General features: G+C 41.6%; 19 protein-coding genes. 1 reads left to right on the forward strand and 18 read right to left on the reverse strand.

The annotated features are described in order from the left end of the window. Positions 1-187: 187 nt before the first annotated feature. Positions 188-1,813 carry a cellulase family glycosylhydrolase gene (locus BLO53_RS17585; protein WP_092064658.1) on the reverse strand — a complete coding sequence of 542 codons (1,626 nt, stop codon included), beginning with the start codon at positions 1,811-1,813 and terminating at the stop codon, positions 188-190. A gap of 711 nt (positions 1,814-2,524) precedes the next feature. On the opposite strand from BLO53_RS17585, the gene BLO53_RS17590 reads away from it, so the two are divergent. Beyond that, positions 2,525-2,824, forward strand: coding sequence for a hypothetical protein (locus BLO53_RS17590; protein WP_026488133.1), 300 nt, complete (start codon positions 2,525-2,527; stop codon positions 2,822-2,824). Between the two features lie 196 nt (positions 2,825-3,020). Here the strand turns inward: BLO53_RS17590 and BLO53_RS17595 are convergent, their stop codons facing one another. From BLO53_RS17595 to BLO53_RS17675, 17 genes are all read right to left on the reverse strand, one after another. Next, positions 3,021-3,680 carry a hypothetical protein gene (locus tag BLO53_RS17595; RefSeq protein WP_092064661.1) on the reverse strand — a complete coding sequence of 220 codons (660 nt, stop codon included), beginning with the start codon at positions 3,678-3,680 and terminating at the stop codon, positions 3,021-3,023. 97 nt (positions 3,681-3,777) lie between these two features. After that, on the reverse strand, positions 3,778-4,290 hold the full coding sequence (nrdR, locus tag BLO53_RS17600; protein WP_026488135.1) for a transcriptional regulator NrdR: 513 nt from the start codon (positions 4,288-4,290) through the stop codon (positions 3,778-3,780). A gap of 552 nt (positions 4,291-4,842) precedes the next feature. Continuing rightward, entirely contained in the window at positions 4,843-5,529 is a 687-nt protein-coding gene (locus BLO53_RS17605) for a DUF4956 domain-containing protein (protein ID WP_026488136.1), read from the reverse strand. Positions 5,530-5,565: 36 nt separating this feature from the next. After that, the gene (locus BLO53_RS17610; protein WP_092064664.1) at positions 5,566-6,318 is read right to left on the reverse strand and encodes a polyphosphate polymerase domain-containing protein; all 753 of its coding nucleotides are present in this window, start codon (positions 6,316-6,318) and stop codon (positions 5,566-5,568) included. Positions 6,319-6,474: 156 nt separating this feature from the next. Beyond that, the gene (locus BLO53_RS17615) at positions 6,475-8,049 is read right to left on the reverse strand and encodes a carbohydrate-binding domain-containing protein (protein WP_092064667.1); all 1,575 of its coding nucleotides are present in this window, start codon (positions 8,047-8,049) and stop codon (positions 6,475-6,477) included. A gap of 958 nt (positions 8,050-9,007) precedes the next feature. Next, a complete protein-coding gene (gene ftsZ / locus BLO53_RS17620) occupies positions 9,008-10,249 on the reverse strand; it encodes a cell division protein FtsZ (protein WP_092064671.1) in 1,242 nt (413 codons plus the stop codon). A 114-nt stretch (positions 10,250-10,363) separates the two neighbouring features. Then, positions 10,364-11,209, reverse strand: coding sequence for a cell division protein FtsQ/DivIB (locus tag BLO53_RS17625; RefSeq protein WP_092064674.1), 846 nt, complete (start codon positions 11,207-11,209; stop codon positions 10,364-10,366). A 38-nt stretch (positions 11,210-11,247) separates the two neighbouring features. After that, positions 11,248-12,390, reverse strand: a complete 1,143-nt coding sequence (locus tag BLO53_RS17630) for an FtsW/RodA/SpoVE family cell cycle protein (protein WP_092064677.1) — start codon at positions 12,388-12,390, stop codon at positions 11,248-11,250. A 57-nt stretch (positions 12,391-12,447) separates the two neighbouring features. Further along, complete coding sequence (gene murD / locus BLO53_RS17635; protein WP_092064685.1) at positions 12,448-13,821, reverse strand: UDP-N-acetylmuramoyl-L-alanine--D-glutamate ligase; 1,374 nt, start codon at positions 13,819-13,821, stop codon at positions 12,448-12,450. Positions 13,822-13,923: 102 nt separating this feature from the next. After that, positions 13,924-14,892, reverse strand: a complete 969-nt coding sequence (mraY, locus tag BLO53_RS17640) for a phospho-N-acetylmuramoyl-pentapeptide-transferase (protein ID WP_026488142.1) — start codon at positions 14,890-14,892, stop codon at positions 13,924-13,926. Then, positions 14,885-17,146: a penicillin-binding transpeptidase domain-containing protein gene (locus tag BLO53_RS17645; RefSeq protein WP_092064689.1), complete on the reverse strand. Its 2,262-nt coding sequence runs from the start codon at positions 17,144-17,146 to the stop codon at positions 14,885-14,887. Before BLO53_RS17645 ends, mraY begins: the two co-directional genes overlap by 8 nt. A 10-nt stretch (positions 17,147-17,156) precedes the next feature. Next, positions 17,157-17,591, reverse strand: a complete 435-nt coding sequence (locus tag BLO53_RS17650; RefSeq protein WP_092064693.1) for a cell division protein FtsL — start codon at positions 17,589-17,591, stop codon at positions 17,157-17,159. A 62-nt stretch (positions 17,592-17,653) separates the two neighbouring features. Beyond that, a complete protein-coding gene (rsmH, locus tag BLO53_RS17655) occupies positions 17,654-18,595 on the reverse strand; it encodes a 16S rRNA (cytosine(1402)-N(4))-methyltransferase RsmH (RefSeq protein ID WP_092064695.1) in 942 nt (313 codons plus the stop codon). A gap of 69 nt (positions 18,596-18,664) precedes the next feature. After that, a complete protein-coding gene (gene mraZ, locus BLO53_RS17660) occupies positions 18,665-19,105 on the reverse strand; it encodes a division/cell wall cluster transcriptional repressor MraZ (RefSeq protein ID WP_026488146.1) in 441 nt (146 codons plus the stop codon). Between the two features lie 277 nt (positions 19,106-19,382). After that, positions 19,383-20,318, reverse strand: a complete 936-nt coding sequence (lgt, locus tag BLO53_RS17665) for a prolipoprotein diacylglyceryl transferase (RefSeq protein ID WP_176757349.1) — start codon at positions 20,316-20,318, stop codon at positions 19,383-19,385. Positions 20,319-20,528: 210 nt separating this feature from the next. Next, on the reverse strand, positions 20,529-21,626 hold the full coding sequence (ychF, locus tag BLO53_RS17670) for a redox-regulated ATPase YchF (RefSeq protein WP_026488147.1): 1,098 nt from the start codon (positions 21,624-21,626) through the stop codon (positions 20,529-20,531). 108 nt (positions 21,627-21,734) lie between these two features. Then, a complete protein-coding gene (locus BLO53_RS17675; protein WP_092064698.1) occupies positions 21,735-22,865 on the reverse strand; it encodes a tyrosine-type recombinase/integrase in 1,131 nt (376 codons plus the stop codon). Positions 22,866-23,220 lie beyond the last annotated feature (355 nt).

A 23,220-nucleotide genomic window follows, 5' to 3' on the forward strand; every position in this document is an offset into this window, starting at 1 on the left:
TGTTTATATGCATTTACGCCTACAGCCACTTTCGTGTAAGGCCAATAAAGTTCTCTCTTACACGCAACTATGCTTATCTACCATTTTCGTGTAAGACATCCTCATAACAGCAAGAATCTCCCCACGAAGACGCAGGGAGATTCTAATGTGGAATATGAAAAAATGTATTTTGTGTAAATCGAACTTATTACTCTACTGTAACATTTACAGATGTTCCGATAGAGCCGCTTCCCTGGATACCGAAATCAGTAGAAGCGCCAGGTGTAAGAGTTGAGTTCCAGCTCATAGGAGTGATAACGTAGCTATCACCTTCCTCTGCGATGTTTACACACCAGCTGGAGTCGATCTTAACTTCGCTCTTCTTAACCTTAACAGTCCATGTACTTACTGTAGCAGCACCATCATTCTTAACCTTGATGAGTACCTGATAGCCTGAACCCCAGTTGTTGATTGTGTACTCAGCCTTAAGGCCTGTAGCTACTGGTGTAGGATCTGGATCCACTGGAGTAGGATCAACTGGCTCAGGATCTACTGGTGTTGGGTCTGGATCAACTGGCTCAGGATCTACTGGTGTAGGCTCTTCTGTGCCAGGGATCTCTTTTCCATTGATTGTTGCAGGTGTTCCGTCAACATGCTTCATGATAGCATCGATGATTGCTGGGTCTTTCCACTGAAGTGAGTTTCTATCGATGTACATATGGCACTCGCCGTTTGAACCTGAAGCATCATTCTGGTAAACATTGTTATCCCAGATAACCATTGCTACATTGCTGTACTTGGCAGCTGTTCCCCAATAGTAATCAGCCCATTTAACACGCTCAGCTGTGTTATTTCTGTTAGTAGCGCTTGTCTCGCCTACAACAACAGGAACGTTCTTTGAAAGGAACTTGGAATTAAGATCATTAAAGAAGGAATCAATGTCCCACTTAAGGTTGTCGTCAAATTTAGTAACAAATGTATCACTTGCAAGTGCGAAGTAATAAGGAATATAAGCATGAACAGAAAGGATCAGTCTGTTGCTTGCAGAATCCTTAGGAAGCTTGAAGCCATCAACCATGCAGCCTTCGATTGAAGCATCATATCCAGGAACCATAACGCATCTATTTGCATTATTGCCGCCTGTTGCTCTGATTGCATCAAGTGCAACCTGGTTGTAATCATTGATGCAAGCTACTGCCTCTCTGATGTCTGAGCTAGGGTTGTTTCTAGGGAACCACCACTCTTCACCATGACCTACAAGTCTAGGCTCATTCATAGTCTCAAAAATAAGATGTGAGTCATAGTTCTTGAACTCAGTAGCAATCTGTGTCCAGATAGACTTGAAATATGCCTCTGAACGGCTCTTGTTAGCATTGTTTGGATAATAGAAATTCTTCTCAGAACCAATGTCATGGTGAGAATTAAGAATTACATACATATCGTTAGCGATACAGTAATCAACAACTTCCTTGACTCTCTTCATTACAAAGTCAGGAATCTGATAGTTAGAACCTGTTGTGTACTGTCCCCATGATACAGGAACACGGATTGTGTTAAAGCCAGCCTTGGCAACTTCATCGATAAGTGCCTTGGTTGTTGCTGGATTTCCCCAATAAGTTTCATTTAAAGATGTCGCTGGATAAGTATAAGCCTGGCTGATAGCATCTAGGCTGTTTCCGATGTTCCAGCCTACCCTCATATCTGTTACAACCTCTGTCGCTGTCTTATCTGTAGTGCCTGCAGCGTGAACTGTGGCAGTTGGAGCAAACGAAACGACAGTCAGCACAGCTAAAAGAACTGATAAACCCCTTTTAATGCATTTTAAATTGTGCATTATTTTGCACCTCCCATATTTTCTGTCGCGACAACTATATCATATGGTTATGGGAACTAATTGTCAATATAATTTAAACATTTTCGTAATATTTTTGTAATAGTTCAGAAAATTCAGTCTATTAATTACTAACGGTGATAATATCTTCTTTAAAACCGACATTATATTTCTATGGCTTCCCTGTGCCTACCTTGGTGAGAGAACTACTTTATACGAAAGTGCCATGTAGGCCTAATTGCATGTAAACTGTTTTCTGAAGTGTCTTATACGAAATGAATAGATTTGCGGCGTTGCGTATAAGCCGGCATTTTACTGGCTTTACACGAAAGTTACATGAAACCGCAATTTCATATAAACAAGTTTTAAGAGTAATCGGCCGAGGTAGATTTTCGCCTTATACGAAAGTGACCAGCAGCCGGGATTTCATGTAAGCCGGCTTCCGGTGTGAATTACACGAAAACACCCGATGTGCGGCATTGTATGTAAAGCGGTATTCTGACGCCCTTACACGAAAGTAAGATGATGCCGTAATTTCATATAAACAAGTTTTAGGAGCTATCGGCCTAAGTAGAGCTACGCCTTATACGAAAGTGACCAGCAACCGGGATTTCATACAAAAACAGTGCTTAAATGACCTTAGCTTGTGGTACAATAAATTAACAGGCTAGAATTATTCAACATTTTCAAAAAACATCAATGCGAGGTATTCAGATGGGTGAAATTATAACTATACTGATATATGCAGGAGTTATCGTAATTGCAATAGCTGTCAGACACAAGAAGGTGACTGAACGGGCACAGCAGTCTTCTTCCATGCCCCATAGGCATTCAGCCCCGGGAGAATATGTTTCTTTTAACAAATATGCCAAGAACAATTCCGCAGGAACAATGCCTCACGTTCATGAGACCAGGAAATATACAACTTCAATGTCTGATGCTTCCAAGCTTCCGCCAGGATATATTCTCTTAAACGGAGAACCTGTCCGCGTTGCAGACCTTGAGGGCAAATAATTAAGCAAAAGGCCATTGGCATCCTACTCGTCTGCAAACTGCTATTTCATAATAGCTAACAGAATTCAGATCAACTGCCATGTATTAAAAAGATTAAGGACCATCATTACATCTATCTTAGTAACGATGGTCCTTTATTATTTATTCTTAGTTTTATCACAGATTTACCTTGTCTATCGCAGTTTCATCCTGTCTATCACAAATCCACCCTGTCCACGGAAAAGAGACATGGTATAACAAGGAAGTTATCTCCTTTGGCCTTGACTCTGTCAAAGTGAGACTCAGGATCAACCTCCAGCCATCTCTTTATTGCTTCAGACTCTTTATCAAGGCCACTTATGTTCACATTATTCCTGGGCTCTTCATAATATGAAAACAAAAGATTCTCATGCATTGAAATATAGGCATATTTGTCGCCCTTTAATAGTCCCTCGTCCACAATTTCCTTGTGGTGGAGAATGTAGGAAGTCAGTTTTTCCGGATAAACAAAGGCAATTCTTCCAACTCTAGTCTTGATTGCAGTCGTTCTCTCTTTTTCCCAAGCATCAAGATCATCTTCTGGAATGTGGTGGTAATACACGTTGATCATAGGAACAAAATAGGTGTCGCCATCTTCCCTTGGCCAGGTTTTAAGGAAATCCTTGATGTCAGTTAGAATATCCCCCACTAATTTCTCTGCTACAGACTCAACATAGATAAATCCCATATCTTTATATCTGTAAAAAGAAATATTGACAAAATCCCCTCTTCTTATGGCCTGGGCAGCCTTTTCTCTGCACTTATCTACAGCCTGCTGGAAGTTCTCCTCATCATATTCTTCTTTAAACGTGCATCTGTATTGATATCTCTTTAGCATTTTCCCTCCATTTGCCAAAAATAACCCCAAGCCCATTGCACACTCTAAGCGTTTAGAGCCAGTAAACCTGGGGTGTTATTAGCTACTTATTATTCTTTTACTCTTTCTTGAGAAGTGGAGTGTTCTTGTCTGTAGAATCTGTGATGGTTCCATCAGCTTCCTTGCGAAGCACTGACTTAAGCTCATCCATAAAGGTATTCACATCCTTGAACTCTCTATATACGGAAGCAAATCTTACATATGCAACAGGATCAAGATTTTTCATCTTGTCCATTACAATCTCACCAATAGCGCGGCTTGGAATCTCTTTTTGTTCCATATTGAAGACCTCGGTCTCCACAGCATCTACCAGCTTAGTAATCTGCTCGGCGCTTACCGGACGCTTATGGCAGGCTCTGAATACGCCAGCTTCTATCTTGGCTCTATCGTAAGGCTCACGAACATCGCCCTTCTTAATAACGATAAGAGGGATTGTCTCAACCTTCTCATAGGTCGTAAAACGCTTGCCGCAGGAATCGCATACACGTCTTCTTCTGATAGAAGTGTTCTCATCTGCTGGCCTTGAGTCAATTACTCTTGTGTCATCTTTTCCACAAAAAGGGCATTTCATGGGATTTCCTCCGTTATCTCATTACTCTCATTTACTAGAAACAACTTTCCGATTGCAAGTTTAATTGCCTGTATAATTGCAAGATAAATATACCACACTGTATATTGTATAGACAATTAAACATCACACAAACTATTGTATCATCATTTCTCCGTCTTTTCTACACTAAATTACGTTTTATTGTTATCACTAGTAAAACTTTAGTGCCTTTCTTATACGAAAGAGATGCGCAGGCTTGTTTGCATGTAAGCCAGGTTTTTGGTGGTTTTATACGAAAGTGTAGTGCAGGCCAGATTTCGTATAAGTCACCACTCTAGCGGCTTTACACGAAAGTGCATAAAAGCCACAAATGCATATAAACAAGTTTTAGGTTGTAGTGCAAGCTGAGACTTTATGGCTTATACGAAAATGGTGTGTAGGCTTGTTTGCATGTAAGCCATGCCTCTAGTGCCCTTTATACGAAAGTGGCTTGCATGCCAGTTTTCATGCAAGCCACCACTTTAGCGGCTTTACACGAAAGTGCATAAAAGCCACAAATGCATATAAACAAGTTTAAAGTTCCTCAGCCTTTACCATGACTGGTCTTGAACAAGTAACTTCAAGATTTCCGTTTCTCTGCCTGATTTCGTCGATCATGCCCTTAGTTGAAGCCTTATCCCTTAATACTACCTTGTAAGTAAGCTTGTAAAGGCTACCCATTCCTGATGTCTTAACCTCTTCAAGATTTGCTGTATTTGTATAGCGCATGAAAATGTCATCAAAAATTCCTTCAAAATCAAGACTTTCTGGAACTGTGATCTTTAAGGTCTTTTCCTCAAGGCCGATTCCCTTAAATGAAAGGCTTGAGAGAAGGAGATTTGCAAGTGTGATGATAACTGCAAAAATAGCAGCGATTCCGATGTAGCCCATACCTGTTGCAAGGCCTACAGCCATGGCCAGGAAGATACTTGTGATCTCTTTTCCTGTACCAGGAGCTGAACGGAAACGTACCAGTGAAAAGGCGCCTGCTACTGCAACTCCGGCTCCGATATTGCCGTTAACAAGCATAATTACTACCTGAACGATGGCAGGAAGAAGAGCCAGGGTAACTATGTAGCTCTTTGAATAGTTGTTCTTTAAAGTGTACATGAAGGCGATAAAGCAGCCTATTACAAGTGAACAGAGAGTAGCTATGATAAAGCTAACTCCTGAGATTGTGCCGCTTGTCATTATGGTTCCAAAAATAAGATCTGTTGTCATTTGAATTCTCCTTTTAATTTCATCGATTAATAATACTTATACAGCTTCGCGAAACTGCTGGATGCGGGCATTTTTCTTTTTGTTTCTCTCAATAAGCTCTGTCATGTAGTCGGTGTAGCCTTTTCCGTACTTGGAAAAAGAGGTCTGGCGTATATTAAGCTCGTCTAGTATGTGTGCCATTTCCATGGTCATTGCGCCTGCAATTTTGAGCTCCATCAGGTGCTGACCTGGAAGAAGTATGTCTTTTCCTGTGTTGCCGCATTTAAGAGAGAGGTTATCACGTCTCCATCTGATATTGGTGTCAAAGGTGATCCTAAGGTCGGGATCATTTATTCCCGCCATAGCGATTCGATCGTAGGAAATAGCCATGGCAGGCCTTATTCCCTTGTAGTACTGCATAAAGTAGTCTATTTCATGGGAAATCTGACTGGGCTTTTCTGGCTCTTTTCCCTCCAAGAGATAGTCTAAAGCGTCCTCGTAGCCCATGGAAATGCGCCTTTTGTATACGACGCCCTTATACTTTTTCTTGATCTCGATAAAAGCATTTGTGTCATCCTCAGGGATTCCGTAGGTGCGGAGTCTTAGCTTTTCTTTGTATACCGGCTTTTCAAGGGATTTTTCGATTAGCTGAAAGTCCGGAGTGTCAAAGTATATGTTGAGTATGGATGTCTGCCCATAGCTATCGACCTTGGCGATGGGCTCAAGCCTTTTCATGAGCGCTCTGTACTGCATTTCATCCAGTAAAAATTTAAGTTCGATTCTTTCAAATACGTCTTTAAAGCCTGCCATTGTTGTTCCTCTCTATGATGTATTGTAATTGATATAGAATTGCGAAATTCAAAGCTGTGGAATGATTCGCATATTCTTAGTTGCTTGATTGCTCTGGTTATTTCGGGTGCAGAGTCTTAGTTGCTTGATTGCTCTGGCAATTTCAGGTGCAAAGCCTTAGTTGCTAGCTTGTTCTGTAGACTCCTGGGACTGGGTTGTTTGCTGGTTTTGTTTGAATTTGCCTCCTCGGCCCATTGTCTGACCATTCTGATTATCCTGTGGAGGTGTGCCAAACTGCTGATCACTGCCTTCTGGTAGTGTGCCGCCCTGAGAGTTCATATCTCCTTGTGGTGGTGTGCCGCCCTGACCATTCATCTGTCCCTGAGGGCCCATGCCGCCTCGTCCTCCGAAGCCTCCGCCGCCCATCATCATGGACTCTGTGATTTCTGTAACTTCTTCGCCGTTTACTGTAATTGTCCCGCCTGTGAAGGTTGCTTCGGTGTCATAATCAAATGCGAACTGAGCTGTAATATCGATGTTTCCGCCTGTGATGATCAGCGCCCCGTTGGCATCAAGTGCATCTGTGTCACCGCTGCCCATCTCTATCTTGAGATCGCCACCTGTGATTTCAATAACAGGGCCTATTGTGCTGCACTTTGTGGAAGCGTTGATTCCATCATCTGTGGCGTAGATGTTTATTGTTCCGTCATTTATCTGAATGTAGGTTCCTTCAAGTGCCTCTGCTGCGTTTACATCAATTGTTCCGCCGTCAATCACAAGATAAGTTGTGGCCTGGATTCCATCGTCAGTAGCGTCGATATCAAAACTTCCTCCGCTGATATATACATATCCTGTGGTGTCATCATCTGTGTTTTCGCTATGAAGGGCATCTTTTTCCGATTTGATGGTAAAAGAACCATCGCATACTCTGATTGAATCGCCAGCTTCAATTGCATCTTCTGCGGAAGTGATAGTGTATGTCCCGCCTGTGAATTTCACGTCGTTTTTGCTGGTAATGCCATTTGCTGAAGAATTGATTGTAAGAGTGCCTGTTCCGTTAAATGTAATGTCATCTTTGGAAAAGATAACTGCGTCTGTGTTTGTCTCTCCATCAGCAGTAAAGGTTCCGCTTACCGTAAGTGTATTGCTTGATGAAGTTGTTGTAACAAATACCTTGTCAGCGTTTTTGACGTAGATAGCTGGGAAATCAGTATTTGTGATTGATACTCCATCGAGCACCAGCTGGACTTTAGCAGTATCATCTGCTTCTACAATTATTGTGCAGTCAGTGGCTGTGCCGCTTATCACATAAACACCTTCTTCGGTGATAGTTATGTCTTTTCCACTCTCCAGAGTCAGGTTCTGAGCTTCACCTAAATCTGCCTCCTGCTCAAGATCTCTATCGCTGAACATGTTTTCAAAATCAAGAATTGTTGTTAGGTCAAGTGCAGTTGATGCAACTGAAGATCCGGAGCCGTTGAACCCCTGAGGACCTGCTCCTCCCGGGAACTGGCCATTTGCCTGCGGATCTGCTGTCTCATTGTTGCCTACGCTAGCATTTGCATCTTCTGAGGCATTTCCATCAGTTGACTGGTTCTGATCTGAATTGGAACTTACAGCATCTTCTGCTGAACTTTCACTATCTTGTGATACTTCTGAGCTTGCGCCACTAGCAAGAGTTGTGCTGCATCCTGTAGCAGCTAGCGCTGCACTTAGAAGTAATATGGCTAAAATTTGTTTTCTCTTTTTCATGCTTCTAATCTCTCTTTCTTTGGTTGCCTTGTTTGATCCGTCTGTAGCTTATGGTCTTATTATGGGGAAGTTACCTAAAAATTACTTAAATGAAACATTAAGGAATTAGAAAAAAGAGAAAGAATTTGAACTTGTTTATATGCATTTGTGGCTTCTATGCACTTTCGTGTAAAGCCACTAGAGTGGTGGCTTATACGAAATCTGGCCTTCACTACACTTTCGTATAAGGGCGCTAGAACCCTGGCTTACATGCAAACAAGCCTGCACACCATTTTCGTATAAGCCATAAAGTCTCAGCTTGCAATACAACCTAAAACTTGTTTATATGCATTTGTGGCTTTTATGCACTTTCGTGTAAAGCCACTAAAGTGGTGGCTTATACGAAATCTGGCCTACACTGCATTTTCGTATAAAACCACCAGAAACCTGGCTTACATGCAAACAAGCCTGCACTCCATTTTCGTATAAGCCATAAAGTCTCAGCTTGCACTACAACCTAAAACTTGTTTATATGCATTTGCGGCATCTATGCACTTTCGTGTAAAGCCGCTAAAGTGGTGGCTTGCATGAAAACTGGCATGCAAGCCACTTTCGTATAAAGGGCACTAGAGGCATGGCTTACATGCAAACAAGCCTGCACACCATTTTCGTATAAGCCATAAAGTCTCAGCTTGCAATACAACCTAAAACTTGTTTATATGCATTTGCGGCTTCTATTCACTTTCGTATAAAGCCACTAGAGTGGTGGCTTATACGAAATCTGGCCTACACTGCATTTTCGTATAAAACCACCAGAACCCTGGCTTACATGCAAACAAGCCTGCACTCCATTTTCGTATAAGCCATAAAGTCTCAGCTTGCACAGTAACCAATATAACCCCCAAAAAAGCCCTTGTTCCCGCATCGCGGAAACAAGGGCTAAATCTTTATCCTATAAATCGAAAATCAAATCCTTAAATCACTTTCTCTGAAGGAAATCAGGAATCTTAAGTGACTTAGGTTCTACTGTGCTTCTGATCTCTGAAGGTTTGTTAAGAGTAAGTGGCTGGGTAGGTCTTGCAATATTAACTGTGTTAACGCTCTCAGCGCTTGCTGTAGGCATAGGGCTAACAACTGCCTGAAGAGGTGTTGCAGGTGAAGCCTGAAGTGGAACTACTGTAGGCTGTACCTGGCTCTGTGCCTGAACTGGAGAAACTCCAACGTGAGGAGTTGCAGTTGCTGTGGCAGCTGGCTTAACAACAGTATTGATCTTATCCTCAATACCTGTAGCAATAACAGTAATTGTACATGTATCTGTCTTGCTCTCATCGTACATTGCACCAAAGATAACATTAACGTCATCTCCTGCAAGACTACGAACATACTCGGAAGCATCAGATGCATCTGCAAGAGTGATATCACCAGAAATATTGATGATAACATTAGATGCGCCATTGATCTTAGTCTCAAGAAGTGGAGACTCAACAGCCATCTTAACAGCATCTGTAGCCTTGTCATCGCCCTTACCACTACCAATACCGATATGAGCGATTCCTCTATCCTTCATAACTGTCTGAACATCAGCAAAGTCAAGATTGATAACTGCAGGAACATTGATAAGATCAGTAATTCCCTGAACAGCCTGCTGAAGTACTTCATCTGCCTTCTTGAGTGCATCAGGCATTGTAGTACGTCTGTCAACAATCTGAAGAAGCTTATCATTAGGAATAACGATAAGTGTATCTACATTAGATTTAATATTCTGTATACCAAGCATAGCGTTCTGCATACGAACACGAGCTTCGAAACTGAAAGGCTTAGTAACTACGCCTACAGTAAGGATTCCCATGTCCTTGGCAAGCTTGGCAACTACAGGAGCAGCACCAGTACCGGTTCCGCCACCCATACCACAGGTAACGAATACCATATCTGCGCCCTTAAGTGCAGCAGAAATCTCCTCTGCGCTCTCCTCTGCAGCCTTCTGTCCAATCTCTGGCTTAGCACCTGCACCAAGACCCTTGGTAAGCTTCTCACCAATCTGTAAAAGCTTAGGTGCCTTGCAGAGCTGAAGAGCCTGCTTATCAGTATTAATACCGATGAATTCTACACCGGTAATATTTTCATCTACCATTCTATTTACAGCATTATTACCTGCGCCGCCAACCCCAACTACGATGATTTTGCAGCCAGATTCAGCCTCATTTGACTTTATCTCCAGCAAGATTACTCCTCCTTCACAAACCTCATAAACTCCTAATAGCTATGATACGATTTTTTCTTTCAATTATCAACCCGTTTTTTTATTCTAAATTTTTGGTTTTTCGAAAACAATTTGCTATTTTTTCTCTTCAAATGTAACGTTTTTGGTATCATCGTCAAAATCTTTCATCTCTAAGATACCTTTTTTTCCTTCCAGGTTAGGCAATATGTACTGAAGTTGTATTATTTTTTCATCTATAAATTCACGGGTTCCCAAACTAACTTCAACACCGTCGAAATAGAGATATACATTGTATTCTGTATCAAAAAATATCTTATTAGCGTGTAAATTATACTTATCAAGCAGCTGTGTTATATCCAAAATTTCGGCAAATACTGTCTCATTTTCCACTGGAAGTTTCTCGTAGAGGATAACATAGTTAAAATCAAGGCCCAAGACCTGCGGAACCGAGTCAGAAGGCTCCATTGAGCTCTCAACCACTATTCCATCCCTGTCAAAGTACATGTAATGCCCAAGATAAGCTATATATCCTGCCACAGCCTTCTCATAGACATTTATCCTGATAGTATCAGGTGAGACAATGTCCACGTCCATTTTCTCGACAAACGGAACGTTTTCAATGCTCTTATTCCTGTATTTAAGCGAAAGATACAAGGAATTGTGACTAAGCTTATCGGTAATGACCATATCAATGATTTCTTCATTGGTGTAATGGGTATTGCCGCTGACATAAATGTTAGTCACAGTGTAGGTGTTTGCCACATATTTAACGGCAATCCCGCACCCCAGAAGAAGCAGAAATAAAATACCAATTATTATATACAAACTCCTACTGGTCTGAAACGAGTTTTTAATGCTCTCTATCGGGTGAAAATCCTCAAGCCTCTCTCTTAGCCCAGGCCGATATTCATATTGTCTTCTTCGCCGCTTTACGGCCCTTTTTCTTCTCTTTTTTGCCATGTAAAAGAACTACATCTCCCCCAGTTAAGTCTTTTCCATTATTTACCAATACTTCTGGCCACATTCAGTGCAATTCCAATCTCTGCCAGCTGAAATATGACCGCAGATCCGCCGTAACTTATAAAGGGCAGCGTAATTCCTGTGTTAGGAATCGTATTGGTCACTACGGCGATATTCAGGATAACCTGGATAGAAATATGCGCCATAACTCCTATAGTCAAAAGAGCTCCATACATGTCATTGGCGTTGTTGGCTATGATCATAAGTCTCCAGATCAGCAAAAAGAACATGAACATAACAGCCAGTGCGCCAAGGAGCCCAAGTTCCTCGCATATGATAGAAAAGATCATATCGTTCTGAGCTTCCGGAAGCTTCATCTTCTGCATACTCTCGCCAAGTCCCTTACCTGCCCAGCCGCCAGAGCCAATGGCGTAAAGAGCCTGAATAGTCTGGAAGCTCTTATCGCTGGCATAAGCAGCAGGATCAAGCCAGGCCAGAACTCGTATAAATCTATAGTTCATGCTACTGCTGTCCTCAGCATGGGCTATTAGATACACGCCAACTGCCACAACCGCAAGTATCGCTGTAGCAGACAACACGTAGAGCTTATAGCCCGGTGTAGAAACAAAGAGCATGATGATCGTGATACCCAAGATGATAATTGCAGAACTCAGGTTTTTAGTGATCTTATAAACCATAAAGGCAATGATCAGCGGGAACACTAATGCAACCATAAATCCCTTAACCGTAGTAAGGTTCTTTCTGAGCTTGATGATCATAGTTGCTGAAAAGATGATTACGGCAAACTTGGCAATCTCGGCAGGCTGAATCGATACACCACTGATGATAAGCCATCTCTTGGCACCATTGATCTCTTTTCCATAAGGAATAATGAGAAAAAGAAGTGCTGCCGCAAAAATATAAATCGGCACCGAGAGCTTTTGCAAAAACCTGTGTGGGAAATAAGAAAAGCCAATCATGCCAATAAGCCCTATGATCGTAGGTCCCATCTGGTGTTTAAAATAATACGCAGAATCCCCGGTACTGATCGCAGCGGCATATGAGCTTGTGGAATAAAGCATGATAAGTCCAAATGAGATCAAAAACAGAACTATAAATATCAGACTGTAATCCACATATGATTCTTCTCTTGGTTTTGTTAAAAAAGCTGGCTTTGTCAAAATTCCCCCCTGTGCAGGCAAAGAGCCTTCGTTATCTCTCTAATAATTTAATACAGTTTAGTCAGACAATTTGTTTACGTATTCCTTAAACTTTTTGCCTCTAGTCTCGTAATTTGGGAACATATCCCAGCTTGCGCAGGCTGGTGACAAAAGAACTGCATCTCCCGGCTGTGCGCTCTCTGTGCAGAAATTAAGCGCTTCCTCGTAAGTATCCTTGAAAACATAATTAGTAAAGCCGTGTTTCTGTGCACATTCTGCTATCTTGTCTCTTGTCTGTCCGATGAGAACAAGGAGCTTTACTGTATCTCCAAAGCTCTCGATCCACTCATCGTACTCGTTTCCCTTATCGTACCCTCCTCCGATGAGGATTGTAGGCTTGCTCATAGCTCTGATGCCCTGAATTGCAGCATCAGGGTTAGTTCCCTTTGAATCATTGTAATAGTCAACGCCACGCTTAGTAGCAACAAACTCAATTCTGTGCTCTACAGCCTTGAAATTCCTGATAACTTCAAGGATAGTTGCAAGAGGTACCTCCATAGCAAGTGACATTGCAATAGCCGCCATAACATTTTCTACATTGCACATGCCTACAAGGTTCATATCATGGATATTCATAACCTTCATTGCATTTCCTGCTGTGCTCATGAAAATGTCCTCGCCATCAAGATAGAAGCCGTCAGTAAGTTTTTCTTTTGTTGAGAAAAAGACAACTCTGGCTGGGCACCTTGTACCGAAATCCCTGGTATATTCGTTGTCATAATTAAGAACGCAGGTATCTTCCTGAGTCTGATTATGAGTGATATTCTCCTTCATCTGAGCGTAGCACTCCATTGTGTGGTGCCTGTTCAGGTGGTCTGGAGTAATATTCAAAATAGCTGAAACGTTGGCGTGGAAATTATCTACCGCCTCAAGCTGAAAAGAGCTGATTTCTCCAACAGTAACGCTATCCTCTGTCATTTCAAGAGCACTCTCAGCATAGGAAACGCCGATATTACCGACTACATATGCCTTTCCAAAATGAGCCTTCATGATCTCGCCCACAAGAGTTGTTGTAGTAGTCTTACCATTTGTTCCTGTGATAGCTACCATCTTGCCCTTTGCAAAATTATAGGCAAGCTCTATCTCACTCCAGATAGGGATATTCTTATCCTTGATACGCATTACAGTAGGCGCATCAAGAGGTACAGCTGGTGATGGAACTGTAAGGCTTATTTCATCAAGCTTTGAATCCTCTATTGTGCCAATAATTATTTCAGTCTTGTCTCTGTCTTCCTCGTGTAGCTTATTTCTGATGTCTTCCTCTGTAACCTTAGTATTTTCCTCAAGAACAACAGGCAATGCGCCTATCTTATTGAGAAGATTTACTGATCCTACACCTGAAAGGCCAGAACCGATAACCAGAACTTTTTTTCCTTTTAAATCTGCTGTCATTGTAACTTCCTTCTGTATTTCTTAATTTTTTTAATGATTTCCAGATAATATCCGGTTACCATTTAAATCATTTTATCCATATTATCGCCATAACTATATCTTTTACCTAAGTCCCGCATATGCTAGAAGGCACGCCAGTATTGTCACTGTTGTAAATACGTTTACAACCTTTGTCTCTGACCAGCCACCCTTTTCAAAGTGATGGTGAAGTGGTGCCATTCTAAAAATTCTTTTACCATGAGTTGCCTTAAAATAGGTAACCTGCATGATAACTGACACTGTCTCCGCAAAATAGATAATGCCAAAGATCACAATAAAGATCGGGAGCTTCATCATATAGGCCATACTTGTTACAAAGCCGCCTATAGCAAGAGATCCAAGATCTCCCATCATGACTTTTCCAGGATATACGTTATATATAAGATATCCCAAAAGAGCTCCCAACATGGCTGAAGCCATTACTTCTGAACCAGTTGCTCCATAGAACTTCGCTGCAAATATAAAAAATACGGATACTACAGCGGTTACTGATGCGCACAGGCCGTCAACGCCGTCTGTAAGGTTGGTTGCATTACCTGTTCCAAGAGCAATAAAGAAAAGAACAGGATAATTAAATATTCCAAAATCCAAGGTTATATTTGTAAAAGGAATGGTCATGGCCAGAGAAATGTCAGTAAAGATGCTGACATATACTGCAAAAAGAACAACTACAATAAGCTGTCCCAAGAGTTTCTGCATAGGCTTAAGACCTTCGTTATGCTTTCTTACAACCTTGATATAATCATCAAGAAAACCGATCACTCCAAAGCCAAAGGTCAGGATCAGCACCGGAATTATCTCTTTATGACTGCTTGCATAGAATATTCCAATCAAAAGAAAAGGTATAAGGAATATAATTCCTCCCATTGTAGGTGTTCCCTGCTTCTTCTTGTGGGACTCAAGGCCCTCTTCTCTTTCAGTCTGTCTTGCCTTAAGGCTTCTTAGCATTTCAATGATCCAGGGACCAATGATTGCTGCAATAATAAATCCTACAAAAACTGGTATCAGTATTCTCAATAAATAATCACTCACCGCTACTTCCCTCGCTACTATTCCACTTTTCATCATTTCCAAAATCAGGTAGTTCATCTGATCCGGAAGGACTTCCATTTACAGGGTCTAAAAGATTACCTGTGTCCGGGTCAATATAATACCCCGTTGTAGGGTCAACGTCAAACGACTCCCAGATAGCTGGCTTTTCTTCTGTATCTCCAGTTTCTTCTACCTGAATCTCAACTTCTTCTATATTCTCCTCAGAAGATTCTGTGCTTGCAGCTTCTGAGCTCTCAGCACCTTCTGCAAGAGGAGGAGTAATCATCTTTTCACGAAGCTCAGCAAGTTCTTGCTGTTCCTTTTCAGATAGTTCCTCAGTCATAGGAATGTTGAGATATGGAAGTGCTTCTGTAAGGATCTTTCTGACAAGGGTTGTAGCAAGTCTTGTTGATGTAGACTGATCTGCAACGTTTGGCCTGTCTACTACTACATAAACTGCAATCTTGGGGTCATCAGCAGGAGCTGCTCCCATAAAAGATACAACGTACTGATGGTTACCACGAGGAAGAGTCTGGGCTGTTCCAGTCTTACCAATTATCCTGTAGCCCGCTGGTCTTGCAGTCTTACCTGTACCTTCATCTCCCATTACAACCGCTTCGCAGTACTGGATTATCTTATCAGAAGTACTCTGGGAAACTGTCTGTCTTAATACTCTTGGCTCAATGTTCTTGACTGTAGCACCACTTGAATTAACTATCTTTTTTACCACATGAGGCTCGTAGAAATAGCCACCATTTATAAGTGAGCAGTAGGCTGTGATCATCTCGATCATGTCTACGTTAAAGCCCTGTCCGAAAGTATTGACCGCAAGGTCAGTAGGAACCATATCTGTAGACTTGTAAGTAAGTCCCTCTGTTCTAGCTTCTCCTGCAAGGTCAATGTTGGTCTTAAGTCCAAATCCAAACTGTCTCTGGAACTTGGTAAAATCATCAATTCCAATGGACTGACCAATATACATCATTGCAACGTTACAGGAAATCTCAATTCCTCGCTCAACTGAAACCTGTCCATCGCCGTAGACGTTGTGGCACTTGATATCCCATCCACCAACCTCAAGAGAGCCGGTACAATTGTACACCTCGTTACCTGTAATAGCCCCTGTCTCAAGGCCAGTAGCAACTGTAAAGGGCTTGGCAACAGATCCAGGCTCGTAGGTATCTGTTATACAGAAGTTCTTCCAAAGAGCGTTATAGTTCTGATATAGCTGCTCGCTGGTAAAAGTAGAGAGCATGTCCTCTGTGATATAAACGCCTGAGTCATAAATTGACTCACCTTTTATCTTATTGCCCTTTTCATCAACTGCAGGCATACCAATAAGCCTTGATGTATCTCTTGGGTCATTCAGGTCGTAAAAGGGGTAACTTGACATAGCCAGAATCTCGCCTGTATCAACATTCATCATGATACAGCCCACATTGTTGGCTCCATTACCCTCACGAACGTTGTTGGCATACTCGTCATTAAATTCCTGAAGATACTTCTCAACAATATTCTGAAGATTACCATCAATTGTAGTAACTATGCTATCTCCATCAGTTGGAGGAATTGTAGTTCTCTCAAGATTGGAGTCGTCATCAATGTAGCCGTACTCTCTTCCTGTAGTTCCACTCAGAACATCGTTGTAGTATTCCTCAAGGCCATACATACCATTGTTATCACCAGTTGTAAAACCAATGATATCGCAGGCCAGTGACCCATTTGGATACTTTCTTATGTATCCTGATTCAAACCAGACACCCTGGATGTTTTCATCATATTTTTCTGTACCGGGAGTTATCATCTCCTGAAAATCAGCTATTTGCTCATAAGATAGCTTTTTGGCCAAGACATAATACTGGGATGTTGGATGATCACTAAGATAGTTTCTGATCTGCCCTCCATCAAGCTCAAATTCAGTTACGAGAGCTTTTAAAGTAGGCTCGAGATATTTATCATCTCTTAAAAGAAGCTTGGCATCCAGGATCAGGTTGTAGACCTTCTCACTGTAGGCAAGGATTGTTCCGTTGGCATCAAGTATCTCTCCTCGCCTGAATGGCAAGGTTGTTGAGTCAAACTGCTGCTGTGACAAAACCTGCCTCTCGTACTCTTCTCCATTATTCTGAGTGATCAGAATAAGTCTGACCCCTAATCCAACGAAAGCCATTAGTACTAAAACAAATAGTACTAACAGCTTTTTTCTCATTCCGTAAGTAAATTTCTGACCATTTGGCTTTTTCTTTTTCTTTTGTCTCATCTATGGCACATCACTTTCCATCACTTTGTGGAATCGGAGCGACCTGACGAACATAGTCGTTGCCGCCTCCATCAGAGTAAGTAACGATCTGTCCCTCTGATGCGTAGGTCATTCCATATTCCTGAATGGCTATTCTCTTAACCTCCTCGAGGTCAACATTTCCATTCGCTCTATTATACGCCTCATCATTCTCCTGTTTCAATGTGTTAAGCTGACTCTCAAGTGTAGCTATGTTCTTGACAGAGTTTGTGATCTGTGACCGAAGAGAAATATACCAGGACAGAGTCACAACCATTAGTATGACAGCCACTGATAAAAACAGCAAATAGCCAAGGCTCATATGATGTCTTCTTTTTCTCTCAGGCTGAACATGGAGTGGCCTGGGCTGACTATCTGGTCTATTAACTTTTCTAACAGTATTTCCATAAACATATCTGTTTGCCATGTTCATCCTCCTTTTCTATTCTAAATTTCCGATTTTCTGAATTTCTGTACTTCGTCCAAAACTCATTTGCCAGCTTTCTCAAATACTCTAAGCTTGGCGCTCTGTGATCTCTTATTTTCTGCAAGCTCTTCATCGCTTGGCAGAATTGGCTTCCTGGTCACAACCTTACCCTTGGAGACCTTGCCACACACGCAAACTGGGAAGTTGGGTGGGCAAGTGCAAGGGTTCTCATTTGTTCGGAAGTTATTCTTGGTTATACGATCTTCCAGTGAATGGAAGGTTATAACGCATAGTCTTCCTCCCGGATTCAAAAAATCTATGAATCCATCAAGGGAGTTCTGTAAAACATCTAGTTCTCTGTTGAGCGCAATCCTGATAGCCTGATAGGTTCTCTTGGAAGGATGTCCTCCCTTTTCCCTCATCTTGGCTGGAATTGCTGCCTTTATAATGTCGTTAAGCTGGAATGTAGTCTCAATTGGAGCCTTAGCTCTCTCTATGCAGATGTGCTTGGCGATGTTCTTGGCGAACTTGTCCTCGCCATAGTCTCTTATGATGTGGAAGATTTCTGTCTCAGAATAGTCATTGACAATATCTCTGGCTGTAAGGGTCTGTCTCTGATCCATTCTCATATCAAGAGGCACATCCTCCTTGTAGGTAAATCCCCTTTCAGCGTTATCAAGCTGATAGGAAGATACTCCAAGGTCCAAAAGAATTCCATCCACGCCCGTAACTCCAAGATTACGGAGTCTTGTAACTGCGTTCTCGTAATTATCTCTGATAATAGTGACTCTGTCTGCAAAGGGCTCAAGTCTCTTAGTAGCCGCAGCAATAGCATCCTCATCCTGGTCAGTCCCGTAGAGATGTCCGCCCGCGGTAAGTCTCTCAGCTATGTGAAAAGAGTGACCGGCTCCGCCCAGAGTACCATCAAGATAGATTCCATCAGGCTTAATATTCAAATTGTCCAGGCACTCATTAAGAAGCACCGAATAATGTTTAAATTCCATCTCTTTTCCTTTGTGTATAAGCCATTCTTGCAAGCAATATGTCTGTTATCTGACTTGGATGCGCATGGCTTAAATGCTTAAGCCATATTCACTCATCTTCGCAGCAATACTGTTGATGTCATCAAAGGTGCTAGCCTTCTCCCACTCAGCCTTGCTCCAGATTTCAGCTCTGTTGCCCACACCGGCGATCACAGCCTCTTTCTCTATCTTGGCATGAGCTAAAAGATTTGCAGGAATCAGTATTCTGCCCTGCTTGTCCACTTCAGCATCGATGGCTCCAGCGATAAAGAATCTTCCCAGCATTCTGGCCTCAGGTTTATCCATAGGAAGGGCCTGAAGTTTCTCCTCAAAGGCTTCCCACCCTTCTTCTGAGAACACAAAAAGGCATCCGTCAAATCCCTTAGTCACCACAAATTGTTCGCCAAGGAGTTCGCGGAATTTAGCAGGCATTATGAGTCTTCCCTTAGCATCTATGGAATGACTGTATTCACCTTTAAACGCTGTTCCCAAATTATTTTACCACTTTTTCTACCACTTTTTACCACTTTGTGACACTTTTTACCACCTAAATGTATTATAGGTTAATTTTTTTATTAAAACAACCCCGTTTTTGCATCCAAATTAGCAAATTAACAAATGTTAAATATATGTTGTGGTGGGTAATAAAAGAGTAAGAATATGTTGTAGAACAGAATTTTTATTTATGAAAAATTAATAAAAAAAGAGCTATCTATCACTCTTTCAAGTAATAAATAACTCTTTTGCTATCTTCAATATAACTTGTTCCTTATTCTGTTTCTGTCTCTTTTTCAGATGTCTCTTTTTTCGCTTCTACTGCTTCAGGCCAGGTGGAAACTTCTTTTCCCTTGATCCTGATTCGTACTATAACATCCGCCAAAACTCCAAAGATCACAAGACATATAGCCAGCATCTGTGAAACTGGAAGTCCTGTAGTGTGCATGATCAGCTGATCTGTGCGAAGGCCCTCAATCCATGCCCTGCCAAGGCCATAGCCTGCAAGATACAAAAGAACTATCTCGCCGTTAAACTTCTTGTGTTTGCAGTAGATAAAAAGAAGTATCAACAGGCACAGATTCCAAAGACTCTCATATAAGAATGTAGGGCTCACCTGAATGTAATTTGTGGCTGCGCTCATATGCTCTTTCATAAGAGCTGTGATCTCGCCGCCCCTGACAGCATCAACAGGAAGTCTCATGGCAAAAAGCCCATTTGTGTATTCTCCAAACGCTTCTCTGTTAGTGAAATTTCCCCATCTACCAATCAGCTGTCCAAGAAGAAGTCCATACATGATAGTATCTGCCATCATAAGAAAGCTCTTTTTCTTGATCCTGGTATAAATGAAGGCCGTAAGGAAGCCCGCGATAACACCTCCGTAAATGGCAAGTCCGCCATTTCTGATATACAGAACGCTTATGAGATTATCCTTGTAATAATCCCAGGCGAAGAACACATAATAAATCCTTGCTCCTATTATAGAAAAGACAATGATATAAACCGCTATATCCCAGTAATCATCTGGATTCTGGCCAGTTTTCTTGGCCATATGGGAAATAAGCAGCAGCGCCAGGAAAAATCCCAGGCCTATGATCACCCCATACAAAGCTATATCAAAGCCGAAGATTGAAAATGACTTCGGAACATCTTTTAAATAGATATGCAGATTCGGAAATGCAATATCCATTTTCCCCATTATGTCAGGCATAGTATCCTCCTCATTGTTATAAATAAAGCGACATCGCAGACTCGGAATTGTCACATCGCAGACTCGATATTGTCACATCGCAGACTCGGAATTACTTCGTAATTCCTCGTTGAGGCGCTGCGCGCCTCATACAAATATTGATATGTAAACCAATACGCAAGCGAGCTTGCATTGTCTTACACATCAATATTTCTGCGATGTTTTGCAGTATCACACGTTAAATCTAAATAGAATCACATCCCCATCCTGAACGACGTACTCTTTACCTTCCATGCGGACAAGTCCTTTTTCTCTTGCTGCAGAGAGTGAGCCTTCACGAAGAAGATCCTCGTAGTTGATAACCTCAGCCTTGATGAATCCTCTCTCAAAGTCAGTGTGGATCTTACCTGCTGCCTGTGGAGCCTTAGTACCGATCTTGATTGTCCATGCTCTTGTCTCATCCTCTCCAGATGTAAGGAAGCTCATAAGTCCAAGAGTTCTGTAGCTTGCTGCAATGAGCTTATCAAGACCTGACTCAGTAAGGCCAAGGCTATCAAGGAACTCAGCCTTCTCATCCTCGTCGAGCTCAGAAATCTCAGCCTCGATCTGAGCGCTGATAACAAATACTTCGCTTCCTGACTTAGCTGCCAGATCTCTTACAGCCTGTACATACTGGTTAGAAGCGCCATCATCTGCAAGATCATCATCCTTGACATTTGCAGCGTAGATAACAGGCTTCCATGTGAGAAGATCCATGCTGTTCATAAGTGCCTTCTCATCTTCATCCTCAATTTCAAGCTCTCTTGCCATCTTGTTATCTTCAAGAGTAGCCTTGATCTTATTGAGAAGCTCAAGCTCTTTAGCTGCTGTCTTGTCCATTCTGGCAGTCTTGGTAACCTTGGCAATTCTACGCTCAAGTACCTCAAGATCCGCAAAAATAAGCTCAAGGTTAATTGTCTCAATATCTCTTGCTGGATCAACGCTTCCATCTACATGTACAACGTTAGGATCCTCAAAGCATCTTACTACATGCACGATAGCATCTGTCTCTCTAATATTAGCAAGGAACTGGTTTCCAAGTCCTTCACCCTTAGAAGCACCCTTTACAAGTCCTGCAATATCAACAAATTCGATAGTTGCAGGGGTAACCTTCTTGGAATGATAAAGATCTCCAAGAGCCTTAAGCCTCTTGTCAGGTACTGCTACTACTCCCACGTTAGGATCGATTGTAGCGAAAGGATAGTTCGCAGCAAGCGCTCCTGCATTTGTAAGTGAGTTAAAAAGTGTTGACTTACCTACGTTTGGTAAACCTACGATTCCAAGTTTCATATTATATATACCTCTTTCTTTTTTTCTTTATTTTACGGGCTTTCTGCGATGTGCCTTTTTGACCGAGTGCCACATCGAGTGCCACGAGATCATTTTTGGCATTAAGTTTTATACCACTTTTAAAGCATCAGCCACAAGATCAATTTCTCTCTGTTTTTCATCTTCTGTAATATGTACATACAGATTCATGGTAATACCGATATTAGAGTGTCCCAATATCTTCTGCAATGTTTTAGGCTTCATTCCGCCTTCGATACACCTGGTAGCAAATGTATGTCTGAGTACATGCATCGAAAATCTAGGAATGCCAACACGGTCACAATACTTAAACAAGCCTGTATCATATGTGCTATTCTTTACCGGCGTGCCTTTTTTACAGAGAAATACCGTGTTACTCCATTCAATCGGTACAAGTTTTAAACTCCGATTTTTCGCTCTCTGTTCTTCCAGGATACGGATAGCTTCATCTGTAAGCGGAATTGTGCGATACCCTGCCTTACTTTTAGGAGGGCCAATTCTCCACTCACCTGTCTTGTAACGGTACTCCATTGTACGTTCAATCTTCATGGTCTTGTTCTTGAAATCAATGTCATCCCATCTCAAGCCAATCAGTTCTCCTGTACGAAGGCCAGTTTGCAACACAAAACGATACTGATTCTCATAGCTGTATCCTAACACAGCATCAAGAAACTTCTTCTGAATGTCTATCGTTAAGGCTTCTTTTTTGGTAGATGGCTTCCCCATATCACTCTTCACTGATTTCTTGCACGGATTGGATATTATTACATCGTTTTCCTTGGCAAACTCAAACATATTGTAAAGAGCTATCCTTGCCTGAAAAATGGTGGATGATTTGTATCCCTCATCAGCCATATTGGTAAAGATTTTCTGGCAATGAACAGGCTTAACCTCTGTAAGAAGCTTATTCCCGATAACTTTCTTGATATTTATTTCATACCGTTCTGTATAATTACGTACCGTATTAGGTCGTACTGTCTGCTTCTTAATGCTTATCCAATAATCAAACCAGGCGTCAACTAACATATCTGCAGCCTGGTCTAAATCACTGTGTTCGTTTATATAAGTAGCATCAGCAATCCACTGTCGTACTTCCTGTAATTTCTTCGAGCGCTTTGATTTTCTTTTACCGAATCTATCAACAAATCTGGCACAATATGTCCCATTCTTCTGCTGATATATTCCGTCTCCAATCTCCTTTCCTTTGAGATCTTTTCCCATCTGCGACTCCTTTCATTACTAAAGAAGTCCCAAATTAGCAACGTATATTATACACTAACCAGGGCTTCTTATCAATGTTACTTCATTTTTCATCCGCGCCAATCCGGCACGGGCTTTAGATTTCAATATTGTCCGAGATATACTTCTCCCGAGTTCAGAAGTTGAATAAAGCGTAAATCATCCGCAAGCCCTTGTGGCATGCGGAATTTTTTTGTCAATATTTTGTATTTTATATATAGTGTAATCTAATGTAATATGGTATAATATTGTAAGAAAGGTGGTTATTATGAATATTCTTTTATTTGGCATTTCAAATGTAGGCAAAAGCTCAACTGGTAAAATACTTGCTCAAAGC

It is taken from the genome of Butyrivibrio sp. INlla14 (assembly GCF_900102515.1).
Taxonomy (GTDB): domain Bacteria; phylum Bacillota; class Clostridia; order Lachnospirales; family Lachnospiraceae; genus Butyrivibrio.